This window comes from Ottowia sp. (assembly GCF_016703145.1).
Lineage (GTDB): Bacteria > Pseudomonadota > Gammaproteobacteria > Burkholderiales > Burkholderiaceae_C > Ottowia.
The window spans coordinates 655473-679769 of sequence record NZ_JADJCO010000003.1; the positions used below are offsets into that span (position 1 = coordinate 655473).

Annotated in this window: 22 protein-coding genes and 1 pseudogene; 5 read left to right on the plus strand and 18 right to left on the minus strand. The window is 69.2% G+C overall.

The genetic code is table 11. The features are described 5' to 3' along the window. Positions 1 to 86: 86 nt before the first annotated feature. The 8 genes from IPG65_RS06760 to IPG65_RS06795 form a co-directional block, all read right to left on the minus strand. On the minus strand, positions 87 to 293 hold the full coding sequence (locus IPG65_RS06760) for a DUF938 domain-containing protein (RefSeq protein ID WP_293188476.1): 207 nt from the start codon (positions 291 to 293) through the stop codon (positions 87 to 89). 399 nt (positions 294 to 692) lie between these two features. Beyond that, positions 693 to 1013: an EthD family reductase gene (locus tag IPG65_RS06765; protein ID WP_293188477.1), complete on the minus strand. Its 321-nt coding sequence runs from the start codon at positions 1011 to 1013 to the stop codon at positions 693 to 695. A gap of 192 nt (positions 1014 to 1205) precedes the next feature. Beyond that, entirely contained in the window at positions 1206 to 2387 is a 1182-nt protein-coding gene (locus tag IPG65_RS06770) for an acetyl-CoA C-acyltransferase (protein ID WP_293188478.1), read from the minus strand. A gap of 79 nt (positions 2388 to 2466) precedes the next feature. After that, positions 2467 to 4371: a bifunctional isocitrate dehydrogenase kinase/phosphatase gene (aceK, locus tag IPG65_RS06775; protein WP_293189979.1), complete on the minus strand. Its 1905-nt coding sequence runs from the start codon at positions 4369 to 4371 to the stop codon at positions 2467 to 2469. Positions 4372 to 4381: 10 nt separating this feature from the next. Then, positions 4382 to 5053: a carbonate dehydratase gene (can, locus tag IPG65_RS06780; protein WP_293188479.1), complete on the minus strand. Its 672-nt coding sequence runs from the start codon at positions 5051 to 5053 to the stop codon at positions 4382 to 4384. 41 nt (positions 5054 to 5094) lie between these two features. Further along, positions 5095 to 6276, minus strand: a complete 1182-nt coding sequence (locus IPG65_RS06785; RefSeq protein ID WP_293188480.1) for an isovaleryl-CoA dehydrogenase — start codon at positions 6274 to 6276, stop codon at positions 5095 to 5097. 25 nt (positions 6277 to 6301) lie between these two features. Then, positions 6302 to 6742 carry a PaaI family thioesterase gene (locus IPG65_RS06790; RefSeq protein WP_293188481.1) on the minus strand — a complete coding sequence of 147 codons (441 nt, stop codon included), beginning with the start codon at positions 6740 to 6742 and terminating at the stop codon, positions 6302 to 6304. Between the two features lie 15 nt (positions 6743 to 6757). Beyond that, entirely contained in the window at positions 6758 to 7174 is a 417-nt protein-coding gene (locus IPG65_RS06795) for a MerR family DNA-binding transcriptional regulator (RefSeq protein ID WP_293188482.1), read from the minus strand. A 115-nt stretch (positions 7175 to 7289) separates the two neighbouring features. Here IPG65_RS06795 and IPG65_RS06800 point away from each other — a divergent pair. Both IPG65_RS06800 and IPG65_RS06805 read left to right on the plus strand, forming a co-directional pair. After that, a pseudogene (locus tag IPG65_RS06800) lies at positions 7290 to 8355 on the plus strand (MBL fold metallo-hydrolase). An 83-nt stretch (positions 8356 to 8438) separates the two neighbouring features. After that, complete coding sequence (locus IPG65_RS06805; protein WP_293188483.1) at positions 8439 to 9209, plus strand: SDR family oxidoreductase; 771 nt, start codon at positions 8439 to 8441, stop codon at positions 9207 to 9209. A gap of 10 nt (positions 9210 to 9219) precedes the next feature. On the opposite strand, the gene IPG65_RS06810 is transcribed toward IPG65_RS06805, so the two are convergent. From IPG65_RS06810 to glyQ, 5 genes are read right to left on the minus strand one after another with little or no spacing between them, the layout of a single operon-like run. Then, the gene (locus tag IPG65_RS06810) at positions 9220 to 10140 is read right to left on the minus strand and encodes a SprT family zinc-dependent metalloprotease (RefSeq protein ID WP_293188484.1); all 921 of its coding nucleotides are present in this window, start codon (positions 10138 to 10140) and stop codon (positions 9220 to 9222) included. Positions 10141 to 10161: 21 nt separating this feature from the next. Next, positions 10162 to 10935: a 1-acyl-sn-glycerol-3-phosphate acyltransferase gene (locus IPG65_RS06815; RefSeq protein ID WP_293188485.1), complete on the minus strand. Its 774-nt coding sequence runs from the start codon at positions 10933 to 10935 to the stop codon at positions 10162 to 10164. 31 nt (positions 10936 to 10966) lie between these two features. Beyond that, positions 10967 to 11593 (minus strand): D-glycero-beta-D-manno-heptose 1,7-bisphosphate 7-phosphatase, encoded by a 627-nt coding sequence (gene gmhB, locus IPG65_RS06820; RefSeq protein ID WP_293188486.1) that lies wholly within the window; start codon positions 11591 to 11593, stop codon positions 10967 to 10969. Positions 11594 to 11611: 18 nt separating this feature from the next. Next, positions 11612 to 13744 carry a glycine--tRNA ligase subunit beta gene (gene glyS, locus IPG65_RS06825; RefSeq protein WP_293188487.1) on the minus strand — a complete coding sequence of 711 codons (2133 nt, stop codon included), beginning with the start codon at positions 13742 to 13744 and terminating at the stop codon, positions 11612 to 11614. 14 nt (positions 13745 to 13758) lie between these two features. Further along, a complete protein-coding gene (gene glyQ, locus IPG65_RS06830) occupies positions 13759 to 14664 on the minus strand; it encodes a glycine--tRNA ligase subunit alpha (RefSeq protein ID WP_293188488.1) in 906 nt (301 codons plus the stop codon). 149 nt (positions 14665 to 14813) lie between these two features. On the opposite strand from glyQ, the gene IPG65_RS06835 reads away from it, so the two are divergent. Continuing rightward, positions 14814 to 15359, plus strand: a complete 546-nt coding sequence (locus IPG65_RS06835) for a hypothetical protein (protein WP_293188489.1) — start codon at positions 14814 to 14816, stop codon at positions 15357 to 15359. A gap of 44 nt (positions 15360 to 15403) precedes the next feature. Here IPG65_RS06835 and IPG65_RS06840 read toward each other — a convergent pair whose 3' ends face one another. The 5 genes from IPG65_RS06840 to IPG65_RS06860 all read right to left on the minus strand — a co-directional run bounded on the left by IPG65_RS06840 (position 15404) and on the right by IPG65_RS06860 (position 21171). After that, entirely contained in the window at positions 15404 to 16768 is a 1365-nt protein-coding gene (locus tag IPG65_RS06840) for an acyltransferase (protein ID WP_293188490.1), read from the minus strand. Beyond that, positions 16663 to 18279 (minus strand): apolipoprotein N-acyltransferase, encoded by a 1617-nt coding sequence (lnt, locus tag IPG65_RS06845; protein WP_293188491.1) that lies wholly within the window; start codon positions 18277 to 18279, stop codon positions 16663 to 16665. The genes IPG65_RS06840 and lnt overlap by 106 nt, the downstream gene beginning before the upstream one ends. Positions 18280 to 18295: 16 nt before the next feature. Then, complete coding sequence (locus IPG65_RS06850) at positions 18296 to 19174, minus strand: transporter associated domain-containing protein (RefSeq protein WP_293188492.1); 879 nt, start codon at positions 19172 to 19174, stop codon at positions 18296 to 18298. A gap of 185 nt (positions 19175 to 19359) precedes the next feature. Continuing rightward, positions 19360 to 20067, minus strand: a complete 708-nt coding sequence (locus IPG65_RS06855; protein WP_293188493.1) for a GNAT family N-acetyltransferase — start codon at positions 20065 to 20067, stop codon at positions 19360 to 19362. Between the two features lie 210 nt (positions 20068 to 20277). Next, positions 20278 to 21171, minus strand: coding sequence for a LysR family transcriptional regulator (locus IPG65_RS06860; RefSeq protein WP_293189981.1), 894 nt, complete (start codon positions 21169 to 21171; stop codon positions 20278 to 20280). Positions 21172 to 21330: 159 nt separating this feature from the next. On the opposite strand from IPG65_RS06860, the gene IPG65_RS06865 reads away from it, so the two are divergent. Then, positions 21331 to 22689 carry an aspartate aminotransferase family protein gene (locus IPG65_RS06865; protein ID WP_293188494.1) on the plus strand — a complete coding sequence of 453 codons (1359 nt, stop codon included), beginning with the start codon at positions 21331 to 21333 and terminating at the stop codon, positions 22687 to 22689. 79 nt (positions 22690 to 22768) lie between these two features. After that, a complete protein-coding gene (locus tag IPG65_RS06870; protein WP_293188495.1) occupies positions 22769 to 24286 on the plus strand; it encodes a CoA-acylating methylmalonate-semialdehyde dehydrogenase in 1518 nt (505 codons plus the stop codon). Positions 24287 to 24297: the final 11 nt, after the last annotated feature.

Sequence of the window (24297 nt, forward strand, 5' to 3'; positions counted from 1 at the left end):
TGCGGCTTCGCCTCGTGCGACGACGGACGGCGCATCCCATCCCCAGGCTGGGCGCGCCACCTCGTTTGGACGTATTCGGCGTTGCCCTACGCGTGCGCTTGCAGCCGCAAGAACAGATTGTTGGCCGGCATCGGTGCGCGATCGACCCAGTGCAGCCCCGCGGCTTCGGCAGCGGTGACGACCGCGCACAGTGTGCGCAGACCCCAGGCGGCATTGCGCTGGCGCAGATCGGCGTCGAAGGCCGCATTGCTCGGCGCCAGTGCTTCGCCGTCGACGATGAAGGGGCCGTACAAGAGCAGGGCAAATTGGGGTCAGATGAAAATTTCACAATACTTGATCGGCATGCATGGATCCCCGCAGTCTTCGTTGGTTTGGTCACCGTGAAGATTGCACCATGCATGCGCCTTTGTCTTGACCGCATTCGCAGCGCGCTGCAGGGTGGGGGAAATTCGTGGGATACCTCACATCTGACCCCAATTACCCAGAGAGTAGGTCGAGATCTGACCAACTCATCATCGGTTCCAGGTGGGACTTGTGCTTGGGACGCCAACGAAGCGACCCCTCTGCGGCTAACGAAGCTAACCGGGCGAGACGACGGCAGAACGCCAGGCCCGGGCCTGGTGGCCTGCTGGTGGCGCTCCGATTGAGCGAGGGGGTAGGCTTCACTCAGGGGCGCGGGCCTTCCCATGCTTTCAAGGCTGACCGACGACAACCTCGCTGATCTGCACGATCGGTGACTGGTCCGTGTAGTTCGGAATGTCGGCCATGATCTCCGGCATATGAGGCCCCATTCCTGCTTGGAAGGTCTCGACAGAGTCGCAAAAGATATGGCACATCCCGATGTACGTGGCGGGATCTCCAGGGCCACCACCGGCCAAGCCTTTGTCCACCGTGTAGTACTTGCAGCTGTCACCCATGCGCGCCTTGACGAGCGGCATGTGCTTGTCTCGATAGTAGGCATGGTCGAAGCGGGCGCCAGGCTTGTTTGGGTACATCACACTGACCTTGATCATGACTCGTCTCCTGATGTTGGCCCTGTGGACCGGGGGGTAATGGTGCACGAGAACCGACATTCAGTCCAAGAGATTGTCGCCGCCCGAGAACCTCTTGCATAAGCTCAACCGCCCCGCCAACCGACGGCGCGAAGCGCCGTCGGCTCGCTGTCGGCCTGAAAGGACAACTGGGGCCAGATAACAATTTTTTGATCAGAGTATTTCCAGCGCCACCGCCGTCGCCTCGCCGCCGCCGATGCACAGCGTGGCCAGCCCTTTCTTCAGGCCGCGCGCCTGCAGCGCATGCATCAGCGTGACCATGATGCGCGCGCCGCTGGCGCCGATCGGATGGCCCAGCGCGCAGGCGCCGCCATTGACGTTGACCTTTTCGTGCGGCACGTTCAGGTCTTGCATCAGCGCCATCGGCACCACGGCGAAGGCTTCGTTGATCTCCCACAGGTCCACGTCGGCCGCCTGCCAGCCGGCTTTGTGCAGCGCCTTCTGGCTGGTCCCGATGGGGGCGGTGCTGAACCACTCGGGCGCGTGCGCGTGCGTGGCGTGGCTGGCGATGCGCGCCAGCGGCTGGCAGCCCAGCGCTTTCGCCGTGCTGGCGCGCATCAGCACCATCGCGGCGGCGCCGTCGTTGATGCTGGAGCTGCTGGCGGCGGTCACGGTGCCGTCCTTCTTGAAGGCGGGCTTGAGGCCGGGAATCTTGTCCACGTTGATCTTGCCGGGGCCCTCGTCGGTGTCCACCACGCGCTCGCCCTTGCGGTCCTTCACGGTGACGGGGGTGATCTCGGCCTTGAAGGCGCCATTCTTGATAGCGGCCTGCGCACGCTGGACGCTGGCCACGGCGAAATCGTCTTGGCTGGAGCGGGTAAAGCCGTACTTGGCCGCGCAGTCCTCGCCGAAGGTGCCCATGCTGCGGCCGGCCTCGTAGGCGTCTTCCAGGCCGTCGAGCATCATGTGGTCGAAGATGCGGTCGTGGCCCAGCCGGTAGCCGCCGCGCGCCTTCTGCAGCAGGTAGGGCGCGTTCGTCATGCTCTCCATGCCGCCGGCCACCAGCACGTCGTGGCTGCCGGCGATGAGCATGTCGTGCGCGAACATGGCCGCGCGCATGCCCGAGCCGCACATCTTGCTGAGGGTGACGGCGCCGGCGCTCTGCGGCAGCCCGCCCTTGAAGGCCGCCTGCCGCGCGGGCGCCTGGCCTTGGCCGGCCATCAGGCAGTTGCCGAACAGCACTTCGGTGACCCGTGCGGGGTCGATGCCCGCGCGCTCCACCGCTGCCTTGATGGCCGCGCCGCCCAGGTCGTGCGCGGCCAGCGCGCTGAAGTCGCCCTGGAAGCTGCCCATGGGGGTGCGGGCGGCGGAAACGATGACGATGGGGTCGGTCATGGCGGATTCCCTTGTTTCAGGTAAAAGAGGGCTGTAGCCGGCGTCAAATAATCGCCTGAAGCTATTGAAATGGGAGCAATCACTCCGGCGGCTCGCCCTCGGTGGCGGGTGCCAGCGTGTCGGGCAGGTCGGCCGGGGTCTCGGCGCTGGCGGCGGCCGGGTCCACCAGCTCGGACGCGCCCCGCACGCCGCCGTTGACGTCGAAGCGCCGGTTGACGCCGTAGGGAAAGAAGTCGATCACCTCGCCGCGCTGGATGCGCGCCTTGTTCTGCTGCCAGAACCCCGGGTCCAGCAGGTCGGCGTGGTGGCGCATGAAGGCCTCGCGCACGCGCGGGTTGCCCAGCAGGAAGGGGCCGAAGGTCTCGGGGAAGACGTCGTTTCTGGCGACCGCATACCAGATCTCGCCCGACATCTCGTCCTCCTCGTTGCGCGGCGGCGGCACGCGGCGGAAGTTGCAGTCTGTGACGTACTCGATCTCGTCGTAGTCGTAGAACACCACCTTGCCGTGGCGCGTGACGCCGAAGTTCTTCCACAGCATGTCGCCGGGAAAGATGTTGGCGGCCACCAGGTCCTTGATGGCGTTGCCGTACTCGATGACGGCGTGTTCGAGCTGCGCCGCGGCGGCGGCGTCGTGGGGGCCGGCGTCGAAGGCTTCCTGCAGGTAGATGTTGAGCGGGGTCATGCGCCGCTCGATGTAGGCGTGCTTGATGATGACCTCGATCTGGCCGTCGCCGTCGCGGTCGGAGATTTCGAGCTGGCTGGGGGCGAACTTCTCGATCTCGGCCACCAGCTCGTCCTCGAAGCGCGCGCGCGGGAAGGCCAGCTCGGAGAACTCCATCGTGTCGGCCATGCGGCCCACGCGGTCGTGGTGCTTGACGAGCTGGTACTTGCCGCGGATCTGCTCGCGCGTGGTGTCCTTGGCCGGGGGGTAGAAGTCCTTGATGACCTTGAAGACGAAGGGAAAGCTCGGCAGGTCGAACACCAGCATCACCATGCCCTTGATGCCGGGCGCGATGCGGAACTGGTCGGTGGAGTGCCGCAGGTGCCACAGGAAGTCGCGGTAGAACAGGTTCTTGCCCTGCTTGGCCAGGCCCAGGGTGTTGTAGATCTCGGCGCGGGGCTTGCGCGGCATCAGGCTGCGCAGGAACTGCACGTAGGCCGAGGGGATGGCCATGTCCACCATGAAGTAGGCGCGCGAGAAGGAGAACAGGATCAGCAGGTCCTCCTCGCCGAACAGCACCGCGTCGACGTGCAGCAGGCCCGGCTCGCGGTGCACGATGGGCAGGGCGAAGGGCACCTCGCGGAAGCCGTTGATGATCTTGCCCACCAGGTACGCGCCCTTGTTGCGGTAGAACAGGCTGGAGAGCACCTGGATCTGGAAGTTGGGGCGCTCGCGGGTGTCCCGCAGCTCGCGCCGCAGGGCGTCGGCCACGCGCCGGGCGTCGCGGCCGATGTCCTCGAAGCGGCAGCGCAGGTCGAAGTACTCGATCACCTCGCGCACGCTGTCCTCCAGGCCCGCCAGCGTGGGGTAGAAGGCGCGGAAGGTGGGGCGCGCGCGCGGGTCGGCGGTCTCCATGTACTCGGTGCTGATGGCCGGGCGCACGAAGATGAAGTCGTTGTGGAAGTAGCTGCGGTGCAGGATCTTGGTGGTGACCGAGTTGAAGAAGGTCTCGGCCAACTCGGGCTGCTGGTGCTCGACCAGCATGCCGATGTAGAGCAGCTTGACCTGCTGCCACACCGCCATCGGCTGCTCGCCGGCCTTGAACTCGCGCTCCAGCCGCCGCGTGCATTCGCGCACCCGCAGGTCGTAGAACTCGATGCGCTCGCGCTGCGCGCGCTGCTGGCCGTGCCAGTCGCAGGTCTCGAAGCGGTGCTTGCCGCGCGCCGACTCGGTGCGGAACAGCCGGTAGTGGCGGTTGAAGCCGTCGATCATGGCCTGCGCGATGGCGTGGGCCAGGGAGGAGTCGAGCGCCCGCAGCGGCATGGCCGTCAACTCATCTCTCGTTGGGCCCCGCGCCCTCGCGCGGATAGCGCTTGATGGCCTCGCGGTACACGTCCACCACGTCGTGGGGCTGCGACACGGTCACGCCCAGGTCCTTGACCAGCCCGTCCCTCAGGCCGTAGCACCAGCCGTGCAGGGCCAGCGGCTGGCCGCGCGCCCAGGCATCCTGCACGACGGTGGTCTGGGCGATGTTGCCGACCTGCTCGATCACGTTCATCTCGCACAGCACGTCTTCCTGATCGTGACGGCACAGGTGCATCAGGCGCCCGCGGTGGCGCATCTTCACGTCGTGCACGTGGCGCAGCCAGTTGTCGGCCAGGCCCACGCGCGTGCCGTGCAGCGCGGCCAGCACGCCGCCGCAGCCGTAGTGGCCGACGACCATGATGTGCTCGATGTGGAGGTGATCGACCGCGTACTGGATGACCGACAACGCGTTCAGGTCCGAGTGCACCACCACGTTGGCCACGTTGCGATGCACGAACACCTCGCCCGGCGCCAGACCGATCACCTGGTTGGCGGGCACGCGGCTGTCGGAGCAGCCGATCCACAGGTACTTGGGGAACTGCTGCTGCGCCAGGGTGGTGAAGAATTCGGGGTTCTCCCGCCACACCCGGTCGGCCCAGACGCGGTTGTTGTCGATGAGGTGCTGGAGGGCGGAAGGCATGGCGCGATATTAGAGCGTGTCATGCCCGCCCGTGCCGGCCGTCACATGGTCTCGGCGAACAGTTCACGCCCGATCAGCATGCGGCGGATCTCGCTGGTGCCGGCGCCGATCTCGTACAGCTTGGCGTCGCGCCACAGGCGCCCCAGCGGGTAGTCGTTGATGTAGCCGTTGCCGCCGAAGAGCTGGATGCCGTCGCTGGCCATGCGCGTGGCCTGCTCGGCGCACCAGAGGATGACGCTGGCGCAGTCCTTGCGCACCTGCCGCACATGCTCCGCGCCCAGTTGGTCCAGGTTCTTGCCGATGGTGTAGAGGAAGGCGCGGCCGGCCTGCAGCACGGTGTACATGTCGGCCACCTTGCCCTGGACGAGCTGGAACTCGCCGATGCTCTGGCCGAACTGCCGGCGGTCGTGGATGTAGGGCACCACCTCGTCCATCACCGCCTGCATGATGCCGACGGGGCCGGCGGCCAGCACGGCGCGCTCGTAGTCCAGGCCGCTCATCAGCACCCGGGCGCCGTTGTTCAGCCCGCCCAGGATGTTCTCGGCCGGCACCTCGACGTCGTCGAACACCATCTCGCCGGTGTGGCTGCCGCGCATGCCCAGCTTGTCGAGCTTCTGCGCGGTGGAAAAGCCCTTCATGCCCTTCTCGACGATGAAGGCGGTGACGCCGCGCGCGCCCAGTTCGGGCTCGGTCTTGGCGTAGACCACCATGGTGTCGGCGTCGGGGCCGTTGGTGATCCACATCTTGGTGCCGTTCAGCAGGTAGCAGCCGCCCTTGTCCTCCGCCTTGAGCTTCATGCCCATGACGTCGGAGCCCGCCCCTGGCTCGCTCATGGCCAGCGCGCCCACGTGCTCGCCGCTGATCAGCCGGGGCAGGTACCTCGTCTTCTGCGCCTCGCTGCCGTTGCGCTTGATCTGGTTGACGCACAGGTTGGAGTGCGCGCCGTAGGACAGGCCGACGGAGGCGCTGGCGCGGCTGATCTCCTCCATGGCGATCATGTGCGCCAGGTAACCCATGCCGGCGCCGCCGTACGCTTCGGGCGCGGTGATGCCCAGCACGCCCAGCTCGCCCAGCCGGGGCCACAGGTCCATGGGGAACTGGTCGGTTTTGTCGATCTCGGCCGCGCGCGGCGAGATCTCGGCCTGCGCGAAGGCGCGCACGGCCTCGCGCAGCGCGTCGATGTCCTCGCCCAGGTGGAAGTTCAGGCCCGGCAGGCTGCTCATGTCGTGTCTCCTTGGGGGATCGGAATCAATAGGTCCTGGGCACCGGCACCAGCGTCTGCTGCATCAGCGCGCAGGGCGACTCGCGGCCGGCTTCGTCCACGTGCATGACCTCGGCCGTGGTCACGATGATCCGCCGTCCCGGCTTGGCCACGCGTCCCACGGCCCGCAGCATGCCGCCCTGGTGGCTGCCGAGGAAGTTGATCTTGTACTCGGCCGTGACCACCTCCATGCCGGTCGGCGCCACCGTCAGCCCGGCGTAGCCGCCGGCGATGTCGGCCAGCGCGCCCATGGCGCCGCCGTGAAAGCCCTCCTGCTGCTGCGTCACCTTGTCGGAGTAGGGCAGCCAGATCTCGACCAGCCCGGGCTCCACGCGCCGCAATTGCGCTCCCAGGTGCCGCATCAGGCCCTGGCGCGCCAGGCTGGCGGCCACGCGGTCGTGGGCGGATTCGTCGGAAGTGGTGGTCATGGCAGGCAACGTCGATCAGGGCTGCAGGGCCCGCGCGGGCGCGCGCTCGATGCGCGCCAGCAGCACGCGCGCCTCCGTCTCGTGCCCGGCCACCTCGCCCAGCGTGGCCTGCAGCTCGGCCATCTGCGCCTCCAATTGGGCGCGGTGCTGGCCCAGCACCTGCAGGAACCGGCGCAACTGCGGGCCGGTGTCGCGAGGGCTGTCGTACATGTCGATCAGCCCCTTGGCCTCGTGCAGCGACAGGCCCAGCCGCTTGGCGCGAAGCGTCAGCTTCAGCCGCGCGCGGTCGCGCGCGCTGTACACGCGCTGGCGCCCGCCAGGGCCCGAGCGCGCGGGCTGCAGCAGGCCCATGTCCTCGTAGAAACGCATGGCGCGCGGCGTGAGGTCGAACTCGCGCGCCAGGTCGCTGATGCTGTAGGTGGTGGTGGCCATGGGGCGATGTCGCAGAGGTGCTGTGCGCGAACCGCGCCGCCTCTCTAGAATGCGTGGCGGCTTGACGTTCACGTCAACCGCGCCATCCTATCGCACCTTTTCCACGCACCCGCCCATGTCGCTTTCCGCCGAACTCGAACGCGCCCTGCACTACCCGCGCGGCGACCAGTTGCCCGCCCCCGGAGGCGCCATCGAGCTGGCGCCCGGCGTCAAGTGGCTGCGCATGTCGCTGCCCTTCGCGCTGGACCACATCAACCTGTGGCTGCTGCGCGACCGCTTCCAGGGCCGCGAGGGCTGGACGGTGGTGGATTGCTGCATCGACCGCCCCGAGTCGCGCGCCCAGTGGGAGCAGGTGTTCGCCCGCGAGCTGGACGGCCTGCCCGTGCTGCGCGTCATCGTCACCCACATGCACCCCGACCACATCGGCCTGGCGCACTGGCTGTGCGAGCGCTGGGACGCGCCGCTGTGGATCAGCGGCACCGACTACCAGGCCGCCCGCTACGCCTGCGAAGTCGTCAACAGCTTCGGCGGCGAGCGGCTGGCCGACTACTTCCACAGCCACGGCATGCTGGACGCGGGCGAGCTGGAGCAGATCCGCAACCGCAAGGCCTACTACCGCGGCCTGGTGCCGGCCGTGCCCAAGTCCCTACGCGCGCCTGCTGGACGGCAAGCGGGTCGCCATCGGCGGCCACGCCTGGCGCTGCATCGCCGGCTACGGCCACGCGCCCGAGCACATGGCGCTGCATTGCGAGGCGCGCAACATCCTGATCAGCGGCGACATGGTGCTGCCGCGCATTTCCACCAACGTCAGCGTCTACGAGATGGAGCCCGAGGCCGACGCGCTGACGCTGTTCCTCGACTCCATCGACCGCTTCGCGCCCCTGCCGGCCGACGTGCTGGTGCTGCCCTCGCACGGCAAGCCCTTCGTCGGCCTGCACACGCGCATCCAGCAACTGCACGACCACCACCGCGACCGCCTGGCCGAGGTGCTGGAAGCGGCGCGCCCGCGGCCCGTCTCGGCCCACGACATGCTGCCCGTGCTCTTCAAGCGGCCGCTCGACCTGCACCAGACCACCTTCGCCCTGGGCGAATCCGTCGCCCACCTGCATCGGCTGTGGTACGCCGGGCAACTGAAGCGCGAGCGCGGCGAGGACGGCGTCTGGCGCTTCGGCGCCGTCTGAACGATTCACAGTCAAATAGGCCGAGAACCCGCACCCCTGTTGCGTCAAAAGCTATCAACTCAGTAGCAAGGAGATTGCTCCCCATGAACATCAGCCAACTCTTCTCTCTCCAGGGCCGCACCGCCCTGGTCACCGGCGGCTCGCGCGGCATCGGCCGCATGATCGCCGAGGGCTACCTGCGCGCCGGCGCGCGCGTGTACATCTCCGCGCGCAAGGCCGAGGCCTGCGACGCCACGGCCCAGGAGCTGTCGGCCATCGGCCCCTGCGTCTCGCTGCCGGCCGACGTGTCCACGCTGGACGGCATCCGGAAACTGGTGGCGGACTACCAGCAGCTTGAGTCAAGCCTGGACATCCTGGTCAACAACGCCGGCGCCGCCTGGGGCGCGCCCTACGACGAGTTCCCCGAGAGCGGCTGGGACAAGGTCGCCGACCTGAACATGAAGACCCCCTTCTTCCTGACGCAGGCGCTCACGCCCCTGCTGAAGAAGGCCGCCACCGACCACCTGGCCAAGGTGATCAACATCGCGTCGATCGACGGCATCTCGGTGAACCCCTGGGAGACCTACTCCTACGCCGCCAGCAAGGCCGGCCTGATCCATCTCACCAAGCGCATGGCGCTGCACCTCGCGCCCGAGCGCATCGTCGTCAGCGCCATCGCCCCCGGCCCCTTCGCGTCGGAGATGAACAAGAGCGCGCGCGACCACGCCGACGAGGTCGCCGAACGCGTGCCGCTGGGCCGCATCGGCGAGCTGGAGGACATGGCCGGCGCGGCCATCTTCCTGGCCTCGCGCGCCGGCGACTATGTGGTCGGCTCGACCTTGGTGGTGGACGGCGGCACGGCCTGGGGGCGCTGAACGCGCCGCGTCACCAGCGCGGCACCGGCTCGTTCTTGAGCGCGGCGCGCCGCTCGGCGTAGTCGGGCAGCACGTCCTGCACGTGCTGCCAGAAGCGCGGGCCGTGGTTCATCTCGCGCAGGTGGGCCAGTTCGTGCACCACCACGTAGTCGATGACCGGCTGGCGGAAGTGGATCAGCCGCCAGTTCAGCCGGATCGAGCCGTCGGCCGAGGCGCTGCCCCAGCGCGTGCCGGCCGACGACAGCCCCAGGCGCTGCCAGCGCACGCCCAGTTGCGGCGCGAAGTGGTCGAGCCGCTCGGTGAACAGGCGCCGCGCCTGGCGCATCAGCCAGGCCTGGGTCACGTCGCGCAGTTGCTCGGGCGCGGCGCCGTGCGGCAGGCCCAGGTGCAGCGCGGGCCTGCCGTCCGCGTCCGGCGCCAGCACGGCGCCGGCCGGGCCGTGGTGCTGGCGCGGGTCGATCCGCAGCACCAGCGGCTGGCCCAGGTAGGGCAGGGCGGCGCCGTCGCGCCAGTCAATGCGGGTGGCCTGCAGCCGCGCCTGCCGCTCGCGCGCATCGCCCAGCTTGGCGACGACCCAGCGCCCCTTCTGGCGCAGCGCGGCCTCGACCTCGGGCACGGCGGCCCAGGGCGGGGCGCTCACCGTCAGGCCGTCGGCGCCCACCGTGAAGCCGATGGTGCGGCGGCGCCCGCGCCGCAGTTCGTAGGCCACGTGCACGCCGCCCAGGGCGATCCGGCGGTTGGCGCGCGGGTGCGCGAAGTGCGCGGGCGCCAGTGCGTCGGCCAGCGGCAGGGGAGGATCGTGAGCTATTAATTTGGGAGCTGTCTGCGCAATACCGGTGCCGGCTGGAGGCCGCTTTGGCTTGAAATCAGGCCGGGCGGGGGCGGTGGGCGCCGCGCCGCCGCCGAGCAGGTCGAGCAGCTGCTGCAGCACGCCGGTTTCCCGCAGGGCGCGTCAGCCGCCGGGCCGCAGCCGGGAGCGGTGCGCCTGACCGTCCGGGTACGCCTCGGGGTCGAGCCGCAGCATCTCGGCCTCGATCCAGGCCTCGACCTCGCGCGTGACCTCGTGCGCCTTGCGGCCGGTGGTGGCCAGCGGCGGGCCGATCGAGATGTCCACGATGCCCGGCCGCTTGACGAAGGCCTTGCGCGGCCAGCAGCGCGCCGAGGTGACGGCGATCGGGATCACCGGCACGCCGCAGTCGATGGCCAGGCGCGCGCCGCTGCTCTGGTAGCTGCCCTTCTCGCCGCGTGGAATGCGCGTGCCTTCGGGAAACATGATGACCCACACGCCCTGGCCCAGCAGGCGCCGGCCCTGCTCGGTCACCTTGCGCAGCGCCTCGGTGCGGTGCTCGCGGTCGATGTGGATCATGTCCAGCCGGCCCATGGCCCAGCCGAAGAAGGGCACGCGCAGCAGCTCCTTCTTGAACACGTAGGCCAGCGGGTGGGGCATCAGCGTCGGCAGCGCGAAGGTCTCCCAGGTGGACTGGTGCTTGACCAGCAGCACGGCCGATGCCTTCTCGCCGGTGGGCAGGTTCTCCATGCCGGTGACGCGGTTGCGGATACCCAGCAGCACTTTGCCGCCGGCCACCGCCACGCCCAGCCAGTGGGCGCACATCCAGTACAGGCGCGTGCTGCTGGCGAAGGGCGAGGCGACGAGCACCGCGGTGGCCCAAGGAATGACGGTGATGCCCATCCACAGCAGGTGCAGCACGGAGCGGATCAGGTTCATGGCGGGAAGGGATGCGCGTGAGGGACGGGGGTCAGCGTGACGCCGGAGCCGGGGGGCCGGCGCTGGGCGCCGGGTTCTCGGCCTGCGCCTCCAGCTCGGCGATGAAGGTGGTGGCGAAGGCGGCCAGGTCGGCGTGCACCCGCGTGCCGGGCGGAAACTCGGGCGGCAGCGGGTCGGTCGAGGCCGGCGCGCCGCGCCCGGTCAGCACCAGGTGCGGCACGCAGCCGGCGGCGATGGCGGCCTGCACGTCGTGCAGGCTGTTGCCCACGGCGTGCACGTGGGTCAGGTCGACCTTGTAGCGCTCGCCGATCTGGCGGAACAGCCCCGGCCGCGGCTTGCGGCAGGCGCAGCCCTCGTCCGGCGCGTGCGGGCAGTAGAACACCGCCTCGACCCGGCCGCCGACGGCGGCCAGCTGCTTGTTCATCCTGGCGTGGATGGCGTTGAGCGCCGCCACGTCGAACAGCCCGCGCCCCAGGCCCGGCATGTTGGCGGCGATGACCACATGGCAGCCCGCGTGGTTGAGCCGGGCGATGGCGTCCAGCGCGCCGGGCAGCGGCTCCCAGTCGTCGGGGGTCTGCAGGTAGCCCTCGCGCTCGACGCAGACCGTGCCGTCGCGGTCGACGATGACGAGCTTCATGCGGGTGTGGTCGAGCGCCATGGTGCCTGCTGGCGGTGGTCAGGCCGCCAGGCGCGACAGGTCGGCCACGCGGTTCATGGCCTGGTGCAGTTGCGACAGCAGCGCCAGGCGGTTGGCCTTGAGGGCTGCGTCGTCGGCGTTGACCATCACGCTGTCGAAGAAGGCGTCCACCGGCGCGCGCAGCTGGGCCAGGGTTTGCAGCGACGCGGTGTAGTCGCCGGCGTCGAATTGGGTGTTGGCCTGGGGCACCACGTCTTGCACGGCGGCGTACAGGGCCTGCTCGGCCGGTTCTTGCAGCAGCGCGGGGTTCACGGCGGCATCGGTGGCGGGGGCCTCGTCGCCGGCCTTCTTGAGGATATTGCCGATGCGTTTGTTGGCGGCGGCCAGGGCGGGGGCTTCGGGCAGTTGCGCGAAGGCGCGCACGGCATGCAACGCCTTGGGCATGTCGCCCCAGGGCAGGCGGGCGGTGATCACGGCGTCGGCCTCTTGGGCGCTGTAGCCGCCTTCGCGCAGGTTGCCGGCCACGCGCTCGTAGATGAAGGCGAGCAGCTGCGCGTTGGATTGCGCGGCGTCGGGCAGCAGGGGGCCGAACGCCTGGGCGGCCTGCGCCACGATGGCCGGCAGATCGAGCGGCAGCGCCTTTTCGATCAGCATGCGGATCACCCCCAGCGCATGCCGCCGCAGCGCGAACGGGTCCCTGTCGCCGGTGGGCAGGTTGCCGATGCCGAACATGCCGACCAGGGTTTCGAGCTTGTCGGCCAGCGCCGCCACCACGCCCACGTCGCCGCGCGGCAGCTCGTCGCCGGCGAAGCGGGGCTTGTAGTGGTCTTCGATGGCGTCGGCCACGGGCTCGGGCAGGCCGTCATTCAGGGCGTAGTACCGGCCCATGGTGCCTTGCAGCTCGGGGAACTCGCCCACCATGTCGGTCACCAGGTCGGTCTTGGCCAGCAGCGCGGCTTGATCGACTTGCGCGGCATCCACGCCCAGTTGGGTGGCGATGGCCTTGGCGATGGCGCGCACGCGCTGCACGCGCTCGCCCTGCGTGCCCAGCTTGTTGTGATAGACCACCTTGTCCAACTGCGGCACGCGGCTTTCCAGCGTCTTCCTGCGGTCCTGGTCGAAGAAGAACTTGGCGTCGGCCAGGCGCGGGCGCACCACGCGCTCGTTGCCGGTGACGATGGCGCCGGGGTCGTCGGGGCTGATGTTGCTGACGACGAGGAACTGGTGGGTCAGCTTGCCCTGGCCGTCCAGCAGCGGGAAGTACTTCTGGTTGGCCTTCATCGTCAGGATCAGACATTCCTGCGGCACGTCGAGGAACTCGCGCTCGAAGGCGCACACCAGCACGTTGGGGCGCTCGACCAGGGCCGTCACCTCGTCCAGAAGCGCTTCGTCTTTGATAGCTTTCAACCCAGTACCAGAACGGGCTGCGGCCATTTTTAGCTGAGATTCGATGGCCGCGCGGCGCTCCGCGAAGCTGGCGATCACCGCGCCCTGCTCGCGCAGCGTGCCGGCGTAGGCGTCGGCGTCGGCGATCTGGATCGGGTCCTGCCGGGCCTCGAAGCGATGGCCGTGCGTGGCGCGGCCGGCCGTCAGGCCCAGCGCCTCCACCTTCACCACCTCGGCACCATGCAGGGCCACCAGCCCGTGCGCGGGGCGCACGAACTGCACGCTGCTCCAGCCGGGCAGCGCGCAGCCCTCGAACAACTGGTATTGCATGACCTTGGGGATGGGCAGCCTGGCGATGGCGTCGTGCAGCGCCTTCTGCAGCCCGGCGGCCAGCGTGGCGCCGGGCACCACGCTGTCGTGGAACAGCGCCTCGGCCTTGCCGTCCATGGCGCGGGTGAGCCGGGGCACGGCGGCGGCATCGACGCCCAGGGCCTGCAGCTTCTTGAGCAGCGCGGGCGTGGGCTGGCCCTGCGCGTCCAGGCCCACGCTGACGGGCATCAGCTTGTGCCGCACGGCCTTGTCGGCCGCCTGGCTGGCCACCTGGGTGAGGTGCGCGGCCAGGCGGCGCGGGCTGGCGTAGGGCGTGACCTGCGACCCGGGCGCCGCCAGGCCCTGGGCCTTCAGGCCCTCGGCCAGGCCCTGGGCGAAGGCCTCGCCCAGCTTCTTCAGCGCCTTGGGCGGCAGCTCTTCGACGAACAGTTCGACGAGAAGGTTCTGTGTGCTCATGGTGTCCGGCGATCTCACGCCGCTTTCTTCTCGACCTCGGCCACCCACTCGCGCGGCGCCATCGGAAAGCCCAGCCGCTCGCGGCTGTCGTAGTAGCTTTGCGCCACGGCGCGCGCCAGGTTGCGGATGCGGCCGATGTAGGCCGCGCGCTCGGTCACGCTGATGGCGCCGCGCGCGTCCAGCAGGTTGAAGCTGTGCGCGGCCTTGAGCACCTGCTCATAGGCGGGCAGCGCGAGCTGCTGTTCCATGAGGTATTTGGCCTGCCTCTCGTGCGCGTTGAAGGCGGTGAAGAGGAAGTCCGCGTCGCTGTGCTCGAAGTTGTAGGTGGACTGCTCCACTTCGTTTTGCTTGTAAACGTCGCCATAAGTCAAGCTCTCCGTCCACTGCAGGTTATAGACGTTGTCCACGCCCTGCAGGTACATCGCCAGCCGCTCCAGGCCGTAGGTGATTTCGCCCGTGGCCGGCTTGCAGTCGATGCCGCCGACCTGCTGGAAGTAGGTGAACTGCGTCACCTCCATGCCGTTGAGCCACACCTCCCAGCCCAGGCCCCAGGCGCCCAGCGTGGGGTTCTCCCAGTCGTCTTCGACAAATCGGATGTCGTTCTTCTTGAGGTCGAACCCCAGCGCTTCGAGCGAGCCCAGGTACAGCTCCAGGATGTTGGCCGGCGCGGGCTTCAGGACCACCTGGTACTGGTAGTAGTGCTGCAGGCGGTTGGGGTTCTCGCCATAGCGGCCGTCCTTGGGGCGGCGGCTGGGCTGCACGTAGGCGGCCTTCCAGGGCTCGGGGCCGATTGCTCTCAAAAATGTAGCTGTATGCGAAGTGCCAGCGCCGACTTCCATGTCGTAAGGCTGCAAGAGCGCGCAGCCCTGGGCGTCCCAGTAGGACTGCAGTTGGAGGATGATTTGTTGGAAGGTGAGCATAGGGAACGCGCCGTCGCGGGACCGGGTGACGGAGCCCGGGGGATTCATGAACGGCATCGGCGGCGCCCATGCCAAGCGGCGAATTTTACGAGAGCGCGCGCGGCGTCGAAGCGGCGTGCCGCGCAGGGCGCTGAGGAAACAATCCCGCCGTGGGGATCGTGACCGGGGTCGTTCATGCCTTTTGGTTCAATCCGGCGGCCAACAGCATGGTCGGCGAGTGGATCTCCCCGCCCATGGACACGGACACCTCGTCGCCCTTCACCTACACGTCGAACGCCAACATCCTCGTGGACACCAGCGTGGTGGATCCCGCCAGCATCCGCATCGACGGGCAGGTGGCCGCGGACAACTTCTGGGATGCCCTCGTCATTCGGCCCAGTGGCCAGACCGGCGTGTCGCATGCCGCCGGGTCGTTTGGCGCAGGGTATGGCGGGTTGACGCCCTTCAGCTTCACCAGCGGCCTGGGCTTTCAGCCAGGCTCGAACAGCGTGGCCTTCCAGGTGCGCAACGAGGGGACGCAGCAGATCCCGTTGGACCCCATGGGCCTGTATGCCACGTTCGCGCTGACGGCCACTTGCCGCGTGGCGCCGCCGCCGGCTCCCGTGCCCGTGGATGCGTCCTGGGCGCTGGCGGGCCTGAGCGCGCTGCTGGCCGGCCTGGGCGCCCTGCGGCAGCGTCGGCGCAAGGCCGGCTGAGGCTTCGCCTCAGCGTTCGCATCCGCTGGAAAACTGCTGGCCCTTCACGCGTGCAGGATCTGATCGGGCTGGGAGCCGCGCCTTGCAAGCCATGGTTGAGCGCGCGCATGCCCTTTGCGGCGCAGCGGCGTCTCGACCCAGCGCGCCGTGATTTCGGCGAAAGCGGAGACCAGCACGGCGGCCGTCGCGAAATAGGCCACCTGCTGCCAGGGGCCACGTGCACCACCGGCGCGAAACCAGAGTTCGATGGTCAGGAAGTACGCCACCATGTGCACCAGGTACAGGCAGTACGAGCGGTTGCCCATCCACACGAAGAAGGCGCGCGCGATGCGGTTGGAGGGAATCAGCAGGTCCCGGTCGTAGCTGGCGATCCACACCAGCAGCCCGCTGCATGCGGCGATCGCGGTGATCGTGCCCGCACGCCCGCCGCGTTCTCCCGCGCCCAGCCAACCGATGGCCAGCAGCACGCCGAGGGCCAGCAACTGGATCAGCCATTTCCCGCGCAGCCACGCAGGGGGCATGGCGCGCCGGCCGCGCTGCTCCAGCACGTGCGTGGCCCAACCGATGGCCATGCCGACCAGAATGGCATCGACGCGGACGAACCAGAGCAGTCCCAGCGGATCCCGGCTGAGCGGGGCCAGGGCCAGCAGAGCGAGCCCGATGGCGGCGGCGATCCAGCGCTTCGGGATGAAGAACAGCAGCAGCGGCACCAGGAAGTAAAACTGCTCCTCCAGCGACAGGGACCAGTACACGGCCAGGTTCCAGCCGGTCGGCAGATGGGCCTCGAACAACGTCGCGGGCATCATGTTGCATGTGGCCAACTCCTGCATGTAGCAGCCCGCCCAGTGGAAGTTGGCCAGGTGGAAGAAGGCCGCCAGGGCGTCCCAGGCCATGCGTCCGACATTGCCGAACACGCCCGAGCGATTCAGCAGGACGGCACAGCCCAGTGACAGCAGGATCCACAGCCAGGCCGAGGGCCAGAGACGCCAGGCGCGTCGGACCCAAAAGGCCAGGGCCGTGTTCTTCCAGCCGAGCCGGCGCGAGATCAGATACCGGTCTTCGCCCGGGCCGGGCGGAAAGGTCTGGATGAGCCCGCGCGTGATGATGAAGCCGGAGACGCAGAAGAACAGATCGACGCTGCCCCAGAGGTTGAGATGATGGCGAATGTCCCAGTAAAGCTGGTGGCTGCTGGACACGAGGACCTCGGCGTGCTGGAACAGGATCATCAGCAGCGCAGCGGCGCGCAGGAATTCGAGGTCGATGTTCTTGTCTTTGGCCCGCATGACCGATCCTTGCTTTTTCGTCAATCCTTGGCCGCGGCGCGGGGCGCGACGATGCCTCCCAAGACCAGCACGACGGCGGCCACCAGGATCCACAGCGGCCACAGCCCCAGCCTCGACGCCCACCATGCATACGGCGTCACGCCGGTGCGCCCCTCGAAGCTGCCCAGCAGCACGCCGCGCGTCAGGCGCGGCTGCTGGTGGGTGACCCGACCCCGGTGGTCGATGATGGCCGTGGCGCCGGTGTTGGTGGCGCGCAGCATGGGGCGCTCGAACTCCAGCGCGCGCATGCGGCTGATCGCGAGGTGCTGGTCGATGGCCACCGAGTCGCCGAACCAGGCGATGTTGCTGACGTTGACGAAGGCCGTGGGCGCCGTGGCCGGGTTGGCGAAGCGGGCGGCCAGCTCCTCGCCGAACAAGTCCTCGTAGCAAACGTTGGGCGCCAGCCGCTGCCCCTGCCACGCGAACGAGGGCTGGCCGACGGCGCCGCGCGCGAAGTCGCCCAGGGGGATGTTCATCATCCGCGTGAACCACCTGAAGAAGGGCGGGATGAATTCGCCGAAGGGCACCAGGTGGTGCTTGTCGTAGCGGTAGGGTTCTGCCTGGCCGGGCGCCAGGCCGACGACGGAATTGGTGTAGCCCGCCTCCATGTCGCCCAGCGGCACGCCCAGCAGCGCTGCCTGGCCGCCGTGGGTGAAGCGGCCGGCCAGCGCGGACCAGTAGCCGTCGGGCAACTGGCGGGGGAGCAGGGGCAGGGCGGTCTCGGGGGCCACGACCAGGGTGGCCTGGCTGGCCTGCCACTGCTCGCCGTACCAGCGCAGCGAGTCGGCCACGCCGGTGCCGGGGATGAACTTCTGGTCCTGCGGGATGTTGCCCTGCAGCAGCGCCACGTCCATGCGTGCGCCCGGCGCGTCGCCTTGAGGCGCGATCAGCGGGGCGGCGGTGCCCCAGGCCATGGCCAGGGCGGCCGCGCCCACGGCCAGCCAGCGCCGGCGCTCGATCAGCCGGGGCAGCAGGGCCAGGCCGCCCGCCAGCCACGCGGCCAGCAAGCCGACGCCGTAGACACCGGCCAGGCGGGCATACGCGGCCAGCGGCCCGTCCACGTGCGCGTAGCCGCCCGCGCCCCACGGAAAGCCCGTGGACCAACTGCCGCGCGCCAGCTCGGCCAGCGTCCACAGGGCCGCGAACAGCAGCGCCGCCGCGCCGGGGCGGGCGGCCAGCACGCGCGCCGGCGCCAGTGCCATGAAGGCGGCGCAGGCCAGCGCGTAGTAGAGCGACAGAAAGCCCGCCAGCGCCAGCACGGCGGCCACGGCCAGCGCCGCGTTCAGGCCGCCATAGGTGTGCATGGAGATGAACAACCACCAGAAGCTGCCCGCCAGCCAGCCCAGCCCGAACAGCCAGCCCAGCAGCAGGCCGCGCCGCCAGGCGGTGCCGGTCTTCTCGGGGCGGGCCCAGGTGCTGGCGCTCCACGACACCTCGCGTCGCGTGCGTTGCACCAGTTGCGCCACCAGGACGGCCAGGCTCAGCACCTGCAGCCAGCCGTGCGGCTGGCCGGTCCATGGGTCGGCGATGGCCAGCGCCTGCGCGACGCCGGCCGCCAGGGCCGTCAGGGGGGAGGCGAGCCAGCGGGCGAGGCCCATGTTCTGCCGCGACCGGTCAATCCCCGCCGGGCGGGAAGGGGGACACCTTGAACCAGCGCACGGCGCCGCCCCTGGTGTGCAGCACCTGGAAGTCGAGCCCGCCCATGCGGTGGCGCTCGCCGCGGCTGGGCACGTGGCCCATCTCGTGGGCGATCAGGCCGCCGATGGTGTCGAACTCCACGTCCAGGTCGCCGTCCGGGTCGGCGCCCAGTTGTACGCCGAAGGATTCGTTCACGCGCTCCAGCGGCGTGTCGCCGGCCACGCGCCAGGTGTGGTCGGGCAGGGCGAAGATGTCGCCGTCGTCGGCTTCGATGTCGAATTCGTCCTCGATTTCGCCGACGATCTGCTCCAGCACGTCCTCGATGGTGATGAGCCCCGCCGTGCGGCCGAACTCGTCCACCACGATGGCCAGGTGGTTGCGGGTGGCGCGGAACTCGCGCAGCAGGTGGTTCAGGCCCTTGCTCTCGGGGATGAACACCGCCGGGCGCAGCAGGGTGCGGAAGTTCAGCTCGGGCGCGCGCTGCAGCTTGAGCAGGTCCTTCGCCAGCAGGATGCCGATGATGTTTTCGCGCTCGCCCTCGTACACCGGGAAGCGCGAATGCGCGGTGCCGATGACCTGGTGCAGCAGCTCGTCATAGGGCGCGTCGATGTCCAGCAGGTCCATGCGCGGGGCGGCGACCATGGCGTCGCCGGCGGTCTGGTCCGACAGGCGCAGCACGCCTTCGAGCATGACGCGGCTCTCGGCGTCGATCAGGGCCTTGTCCTCGGCCTCGGCCAGGGTTTCGATCAGCTCGTCGGTCGAGTCGGGGCCGGGCTTGATGAATTCGACCAGCTTCTGGAACAGGCTGCGCTTGTCTTCGCGCTCGCCGGCGCGAGCAGGGTGGGGGTCAGGCAAGGTGAAAACGCGCGGGATGTGCGTGGGTTGTTACAGGCGTTGCCAAGGATAGCGGAACTTCCCTCCGCCATCGCCATGACGCGCCCAAATCAAAAAGAGTCGAAAGGCTGCGGAGCAAGCCCCGCCAGCAGGGGCCGTCGGCGCCGTCCCCCTCGGGGGAAGGCGCGCAGCGCCTCAGGGGGGGCTCAAGTGCCTGAGCGGTGGTCTCCGGCGCGCACGCTCTCGCGCACTTCCTGCACGGTGGCCAGGAAGTTGCGCATCATCGAGGCTTCGCTCTTGATCCAGTAGTCCACCTCGCCCACCTGGTCGGCCAGCAGCTCGTCCAGCAGGGTCTTGAAGGTGGCTTCGGGCAGGCTCACGTGGGCGTCGCTCTCGCTGCCCGAGCGCTCGATCACCGCGCCAGCGCCGCGCGCGATGCGCAGCATGGCGGTGTTCTCGCTCAGCGCGTGGATGTAGAGCGTGGCGATGCCGTCGTTGACGGCGTGGATGGCGGCGCGCTCGAACAGGCGCGAGCCGTAGCCGCGGCCGCGCACGTGCTTGGACACCGACACGCCGAACTCAGCGAAGCCGGCCTGCGTGAAGTTGGCCGGGTAGGCCAGGTGGGCCATGGCGACCAGCTCCAGCTGACGGTTGAAAATGCCGAAGACTTGGTCGCGCTCGAAATTGAGCGAGTTCACGTACCGGTTGATCTGCTGGTCCGTGGCGGGGTAGCCGAAGCGCAGGTAGCGGTCGCGCTCGTCGAGGTCGAGCAGGTGGCGCGCGATCTGCGGGCGGTAGCGCGCCCCGATCTCGCGGATCGGCACGATGGCCGTCGATTTGTTGGTGAAGGAGGCCACGGGCAGGCTCACGGCCTGCGCAGGGGCTGCGGGGCGGGAGGTGTTTTGAGTGTCCATGGGCTGCATATTAGGGGTTTTCCCTAGAGTCAACACTCCAAAGGCGAGGGAACCCCGACGGGGCCGCTTGTTGTGAGACTTTTTTTGCTGTTGGGGGGCGCCGCGGAGGGAGCCGGGGTACCAGAAGCAGCGAAATAGCTTCAATATTTATAGCTACTTGCGCAGTACGGTCGCTGGTTGAAGGCTGTTTTGACCATGAATTCGTGTGGTTCACTTCCCCGCGCCGTGCGCCAGCAACAGTGCGCGGTGGAAGGCCAGCGCCGCGCGCGGCGGCTGGGGCGAGCGGCGCAGCACGCTGACGAAGTCGCATTCGTAGCGCAGGCGCGACGGCTGCACGGCCTGCATCCGGCCGCGCTGCACGAAGGGCTCGGCATAGTGGTCGGGCAGGAAGCCCAGGAAGCGCCCCGACAGGATCAGCGTGGCAATCGCCTCCTGGTCGAACGCCGTGGCCTTGCGCGGCAAGCGCTCGGCGTGGGCCAGCGCCATGTTGGGCGAGTGGTAGCCCAGCCCGGCGAAGTCGCCGCGCCGGCGCAGGCCGTCCCAGTCCAGCGCCGTGCCCGGAGCGCCGAACAGCGGGTGCGTGGCGCCGCAGTACAGGTGCATGGTCTCGCCGAACAGCCGGTCGTAGCGCAGGCTGGCCGAGGCGCGGTGCGCCGGGATCACGCCGACGGCGAAGCTGCCGTCCATCACCCCGCGCTCGATGGCCTGGATCGAGCCCACGTGCAGTTCCAGCGTCACGTCCGGCGCCTGCTCGCCGAAGCCGGCGATGGCCTGGTGGATGCGCGCCCGCGGGTTGCTGGCCGTCTTGTCGAACAGCGCCACCGCCAGCCGGCCGCCCATGCGCTCGTGGATGTCGTCCACCCCGGCGCGGAAGGCGTCCACCGCCGCCAGCAGGCGCAGCGTCTCGTCGTACACGCGCTGGCCCTCGGGCGTCAGGGCGAAGCCGGCGCGCCCGCGCCGGCACAGCACCAGGCCCAGGCGCGTCTCCAGGTCCTTCACGTGGCGGCTGACGGTGCTGGTGCCGATGTTCAGCTCCAGCTCCGCCGCCGCCATGCCGCCGCAGTCGGCCACCGCCTTGAAGACCTGCAGCAGGCGCAGGTCCATGTCGCTGAGCTGGCCCAGCACGGCGCGGGCGCGCGGCTGGCGGGGGGTGGTCCTTGCTTTCACGATTCGGCAACCAAACTTGGATATTTGCTTATTTAACCGGTTAACGCGGGTGCCGACAATCGTGGATTCTTCCGAATGGAACCGCAGGAGACCCTCATGAGCGCGACCGCCGTCCCCGACACCGCCGACCAGCCCGCGCGCCAGGACGCCGCCTGGCTCGACGCGCACTGGATGCCCTTCACCGGCAACCGCCAGTTCAAGCGCGAACCGCGCCTGATCGTGGAGGCCAGCGGCTGCTACTACACCGACGCCGAGGGCCGCAAGATCTTCGACGGCCTCTCGGGCCTGTGGTGCACCGGCCTGGGCCACGGCCGGCGCGAGATCACCGAGGCGGTGAGCCGCCAGATCGCCCGGCTCGACTACTCGCCCGGCTTCCAGTTCGGCCACCCGCTGTCGTTCGAGTTGGCCAACCGGCTGAAGGCGCTGACGCCCCAGGGGCTGGACTACGTGTTCTTCACCGCCAGCGGCTCCGAGGCCGCCGACACCGCGCTGAAGATGGCGCGCGCCTACTGGCGCCTGAAGGGCCAGGGCGGCAAGACGCGCCTGATCGGGCGCGAGAAGGGCTACCACGGCGTCAACTACGGCGGCATCTCGGTCGGCGGCATGCCGGCCAACCGCAAGCTGTACGGGCAGGGCATCGAGGCCGACCACCTGCCGCACACCCAGCCGGCGCTGGGCAGCTTCGTCAGGGGCCAGCCGGCCGAGGGCGGCCGGCTGCTCGCCGATCGGCTGCTGGAGCTGATCGCCCTGCACGACGCCAGCAGCATCGCCGCCGTCATCGTCGAGCCGTTCTCCGGCTCCGGCGGCGTGGTGATCCCGCCCGTGGGCTACCTGCAGCGCCTGCGCGAGATCTGCACCCAACACGGCATCCTGCTGATCTTCGACGAAGTCATCACCGCCTTCGGCCGCTGCGGCGCCATGACCGGGGCCGACGCCTTCGGCGTCACGCCCGACATCATGACCTTCGCCAAGCAGGTCACCAACGGCGCGCAGCCACTGGGCGGGGTGATCGCCGGCCAGGCCATCCACGACACCTTCATGGACGCTGGCGGCCCGGACTACATGCTGGAGTTCGCGCACGGCTACACCTACTCCGCCCACCCCGTGGCCTGCGCCGCCGGCCTGGCCGCGCTGGACCTGCTGCAGCGCGAGGACGGCGTGGGCCGCGCCCGCGCCCTGGCGCCGCACTTCGAGGCCGCCGTGCACGGGCTGAAAGGCGCGCGGCACGTGCTGGACATCCGCAGCTACGGCCTGGCCGCTGGCATCACCATCGACCCGCTGCCGGGCGAGGCCGCCCGGCGCCCCTACGAGATCGCCATGGCCTGCTGGAAGAAGGGCTTCTACGTGCGCTACGGCGGCGACACCATCCAGCTCGCGCCGCCCTTCACCGCCGAGCCGGCCGAGATCGACCGCCTGACGAGCGCGCTGGGCGACGCGCTGGCGGAGACGGCCTGAGTTTCAGTAAGCTATTTTATTGATAGCTATTACCGCAATACCCACGCCGGCTAGAGTCTGTTTTTTCTTGAAAGACACCATGCAGAACGACAAACCCGTCACCCACACCGTCGGCCACCTGATCGACGGCCGGACCGTCGCCGACACCGCGCGCACTCAAGCCCTGTTCAACCCCGCCACCGGCCAGGTCAGCGCGCACGTGGCGCTGGCCGGCAAGGCGACGGTGGAGCAGGCCATCGCGTCGGCCGAGAAAGCCTTCCCGGCCTGGCGTGCCACGCCGCCGCTCAAGCGCGCACGTGTCATGAGCCAGCTCAAGGTGCTGCTGGAGCAGCACGCCGACGAGATCGCCGCCCTCATCACCGCCGAGCACGGCAAGGTGCTGGCCGACGCGCACGGCGAGCTGCAGCGCGGCATCGAGAACGTCGAATACGCCAGCTACGCGCCCGAGCTGCTCAAGGGCGAACACAGCCGCAACGTCGGCCCCGGCATCGACTCGTGGAGCGAGTTCCAGGCCCTGGGCGTGACGGCGGGCATCACGCCGTTCAACTTCCCGGCCATGGTGCCGCTGTGGATGTGGCCGATGGCCGTGGCCTGCGGCAACACCTTCGTCCTGAAGCCGTCCGAGCGCGACCCCAGCAGCGCCCTGTTCATCGCCGAGCTGGCGCAGCAGGCCGGCCTGCCGCCGGGCGTGCTGAACGTGGTCAACGGCGACAAGGAGGCGGTGGACACGCTGCTGCACGACCCGCGCGTGAAGGCCGTGAGCTTCGTCGGCTCCACGCCGATCGCCGAATACATCTACGCCGAAGGCTGCAAGCACGGCAAACGCGTGCAGGCGCTGGGCGGCGCCAAGAACCACGCCATCGTGATGCCCGACGCCGACATCGCGGGCGCCGTCAGCGCCATGATGGGCGCGGCCTACGGCTCGTGCGGCGAGCGCTGCATGGCGGTGCCGCTGATCGTGTGCGTGGGCGACGACACGGCCGACGCCATGATCGCCGGCCTGAAGACCGAGATCGCCAGGATGAAGGTCGGCCCCGGCACCGACAACGCCAACGACATGGGGCCGCTGGTGACGCAGCCGCATTTCGACAAGGTGAAGGGCTACGTGGACCAGGGCGTGGCCGAGGGCGCCCGGCTGCTGGTGGACGGCCGCGCGCTGAAGGTGGCGGGCCACGAGGGCGGCTACTTCCTGGGCCCCTGCCTGTTCGACGGCGTGAAGCCCGGCATGGCGATCTACCAGGAGGAAATCTTCGGCCCGGTGCTGGGCATCGTGCGCGTGCCGACGCTGCAGGACGGCATGCAGCTCATCGACGACCACGAATACGGCAACGGCACCTGCATCTTCACCCGCGACGGCGAAGCCGCACGCTACTTTACCGACCACATCCAGGTCGGCATGGTGGGCGTGAACGTGCCCCTGCCTGTGCCCGTGGCCTACCACTCGTTCGGCGGCTGGAAGCGCAGCCTGTTCGGCGACCTGCACGCCTACGGTCCCGACGCCGTGCGCTTCTACACCAAGCGCAAGACCATCACCCAGCGCTGGCCCTCGGCCGGCGTGCGCGAGGGGGCGGTGTTCAGCTTCCCGAGCAGCCGGTGACGGGCGGCCGC

Excerpts from the sequence above, each read along its gene's own strand:
- glyS (WP_293188487.1), bottom strand. The coding sequence starts at position 13,744 with ATGAGCACACAGAACCTTCTCGTCGAACTGTTCGTCGAAGAGCTGCCG.
- IPG65_RS06865 (WP_293188494.1), top strand. The coding sequence starts at position 21,331 with ATGAGCGCGACCGCCGTCCCCGACACCGCCGACCAGCCCGCGCGCCAG.
- gmhB (WP_293188486.1), bottom strand. The coding sequence starts at position 11,593 with ATGGCGCTCGACCACACCCGCATGAAGCTCGTCATCGTCGACCGCGAC.
- IPG65_RS06855 (WP_293188493.1), bottom strand. The coding sequence starts at position 20,067 with ATGGACACTCAAAACACCTCCCGCCCCGCAGCCCCTGCGCAGGCCGTG.
- glyQ (WP_293188488.1), bottom strand. The coding sequence starts at position 14,664 with ATGCTCACCTTCCAACAAATCATCCTCCAACTGCAGTCCTACTGGGAC.
- aceK (WP_293189979.1), bottom strand. The coding sequence starts at position 4,371 with ATGCCGCTGCGGGCGCTCGACTCCTCCCTGGCCCACGCCATCGCGCAG.
- IPG65_RS06795 (WP_293188482.1), bottom strand. The coding sequence starts at position 7,174 with ATGGCCACCACCACCTACAGCATCAGCGACCTGGCGCGCGAGTTCGAC.
- IPG65_RS06840 (WP_293188490.1), bottom strand. The coding sequence starts at position 16,768 with ATGGTGGGCGTCGAGGCTGGGGCTGTGGCCGCTGTGGATCCTGGTGGC.
- IPG65_RS06805 (WP_293188483.1), top strand. The coding sequence starts at position 8,439 with ATGAACATCAGCCAACTCTTCTCTCTCCAGGGCCGCACCGCCCTGGTC.
- IPG65_RS06790 (WP_293188481.1), bottom strand. The coding sequence starts at position 6,742 with ATGACCACCACTTCCGACGAATCCGCCCACGACCGCGTGGCCGCCAGC.
- IPG65_RS06815 (WP_293188485.1), bottom strand. The coding sequence starts at position 10,935 with ATGAACCTGATCCGCTCCGTGCTGCACCTGCTGTGGATGGGCATCACC.
- lnt (WP_293188491.1), bottom strand. The coding sequence starts at position 18,279 with ATGGGCCTCGCCCGCTGGCTCGCCTCCCCCCTGACGGCCCTGGCGGCC.
- can (WP_293188479.1), bottom strand. The coding sequence starts at position 5,053 with ATGCCTTCCGCCCTCCAGCACCTCATCGACAACAACCGCGTCTGGGCC.
- IPG65_RS06785 (WP_293188480.1), bottom strand. The coding sequence starts at position 6,276 with ATGAGCAGCCTGCCGGGCCTGAACTTCCACCTGGGCGAGGACATCGAC.
- IPG65_RS06770 (WP_293188478.1), bottom strand. The coding sequence starts at position 2,387 with ATGACCGACCCCATCGTCATCGTTTCCGCCGCCCGCACCCCCATGGGC.
- IPG65_RS06765 (WP_293188477.1), bottom strand. The coding sequence starts at position 1,013 with ATGATCAAGGTCAGTGTGATGTACCCAAACAAGCCTGGCGCCCGCTTC.
- IPG65_RS06870 (WP_293188495.1), top strand. The coding sequence starts at position 22,769 with ATGCAGAACGACAAACCCGTCACCCACACCGTCGGCCACCTGATCGAC.
- IPG65_RS06860 (WP_293189981.1), bottom strand. The coding sequence starts at position 21,171 with ATGGACCTGCGCCTGCTGCAGGTCTTCAAGGCGGTGGCCGACTGCGGC.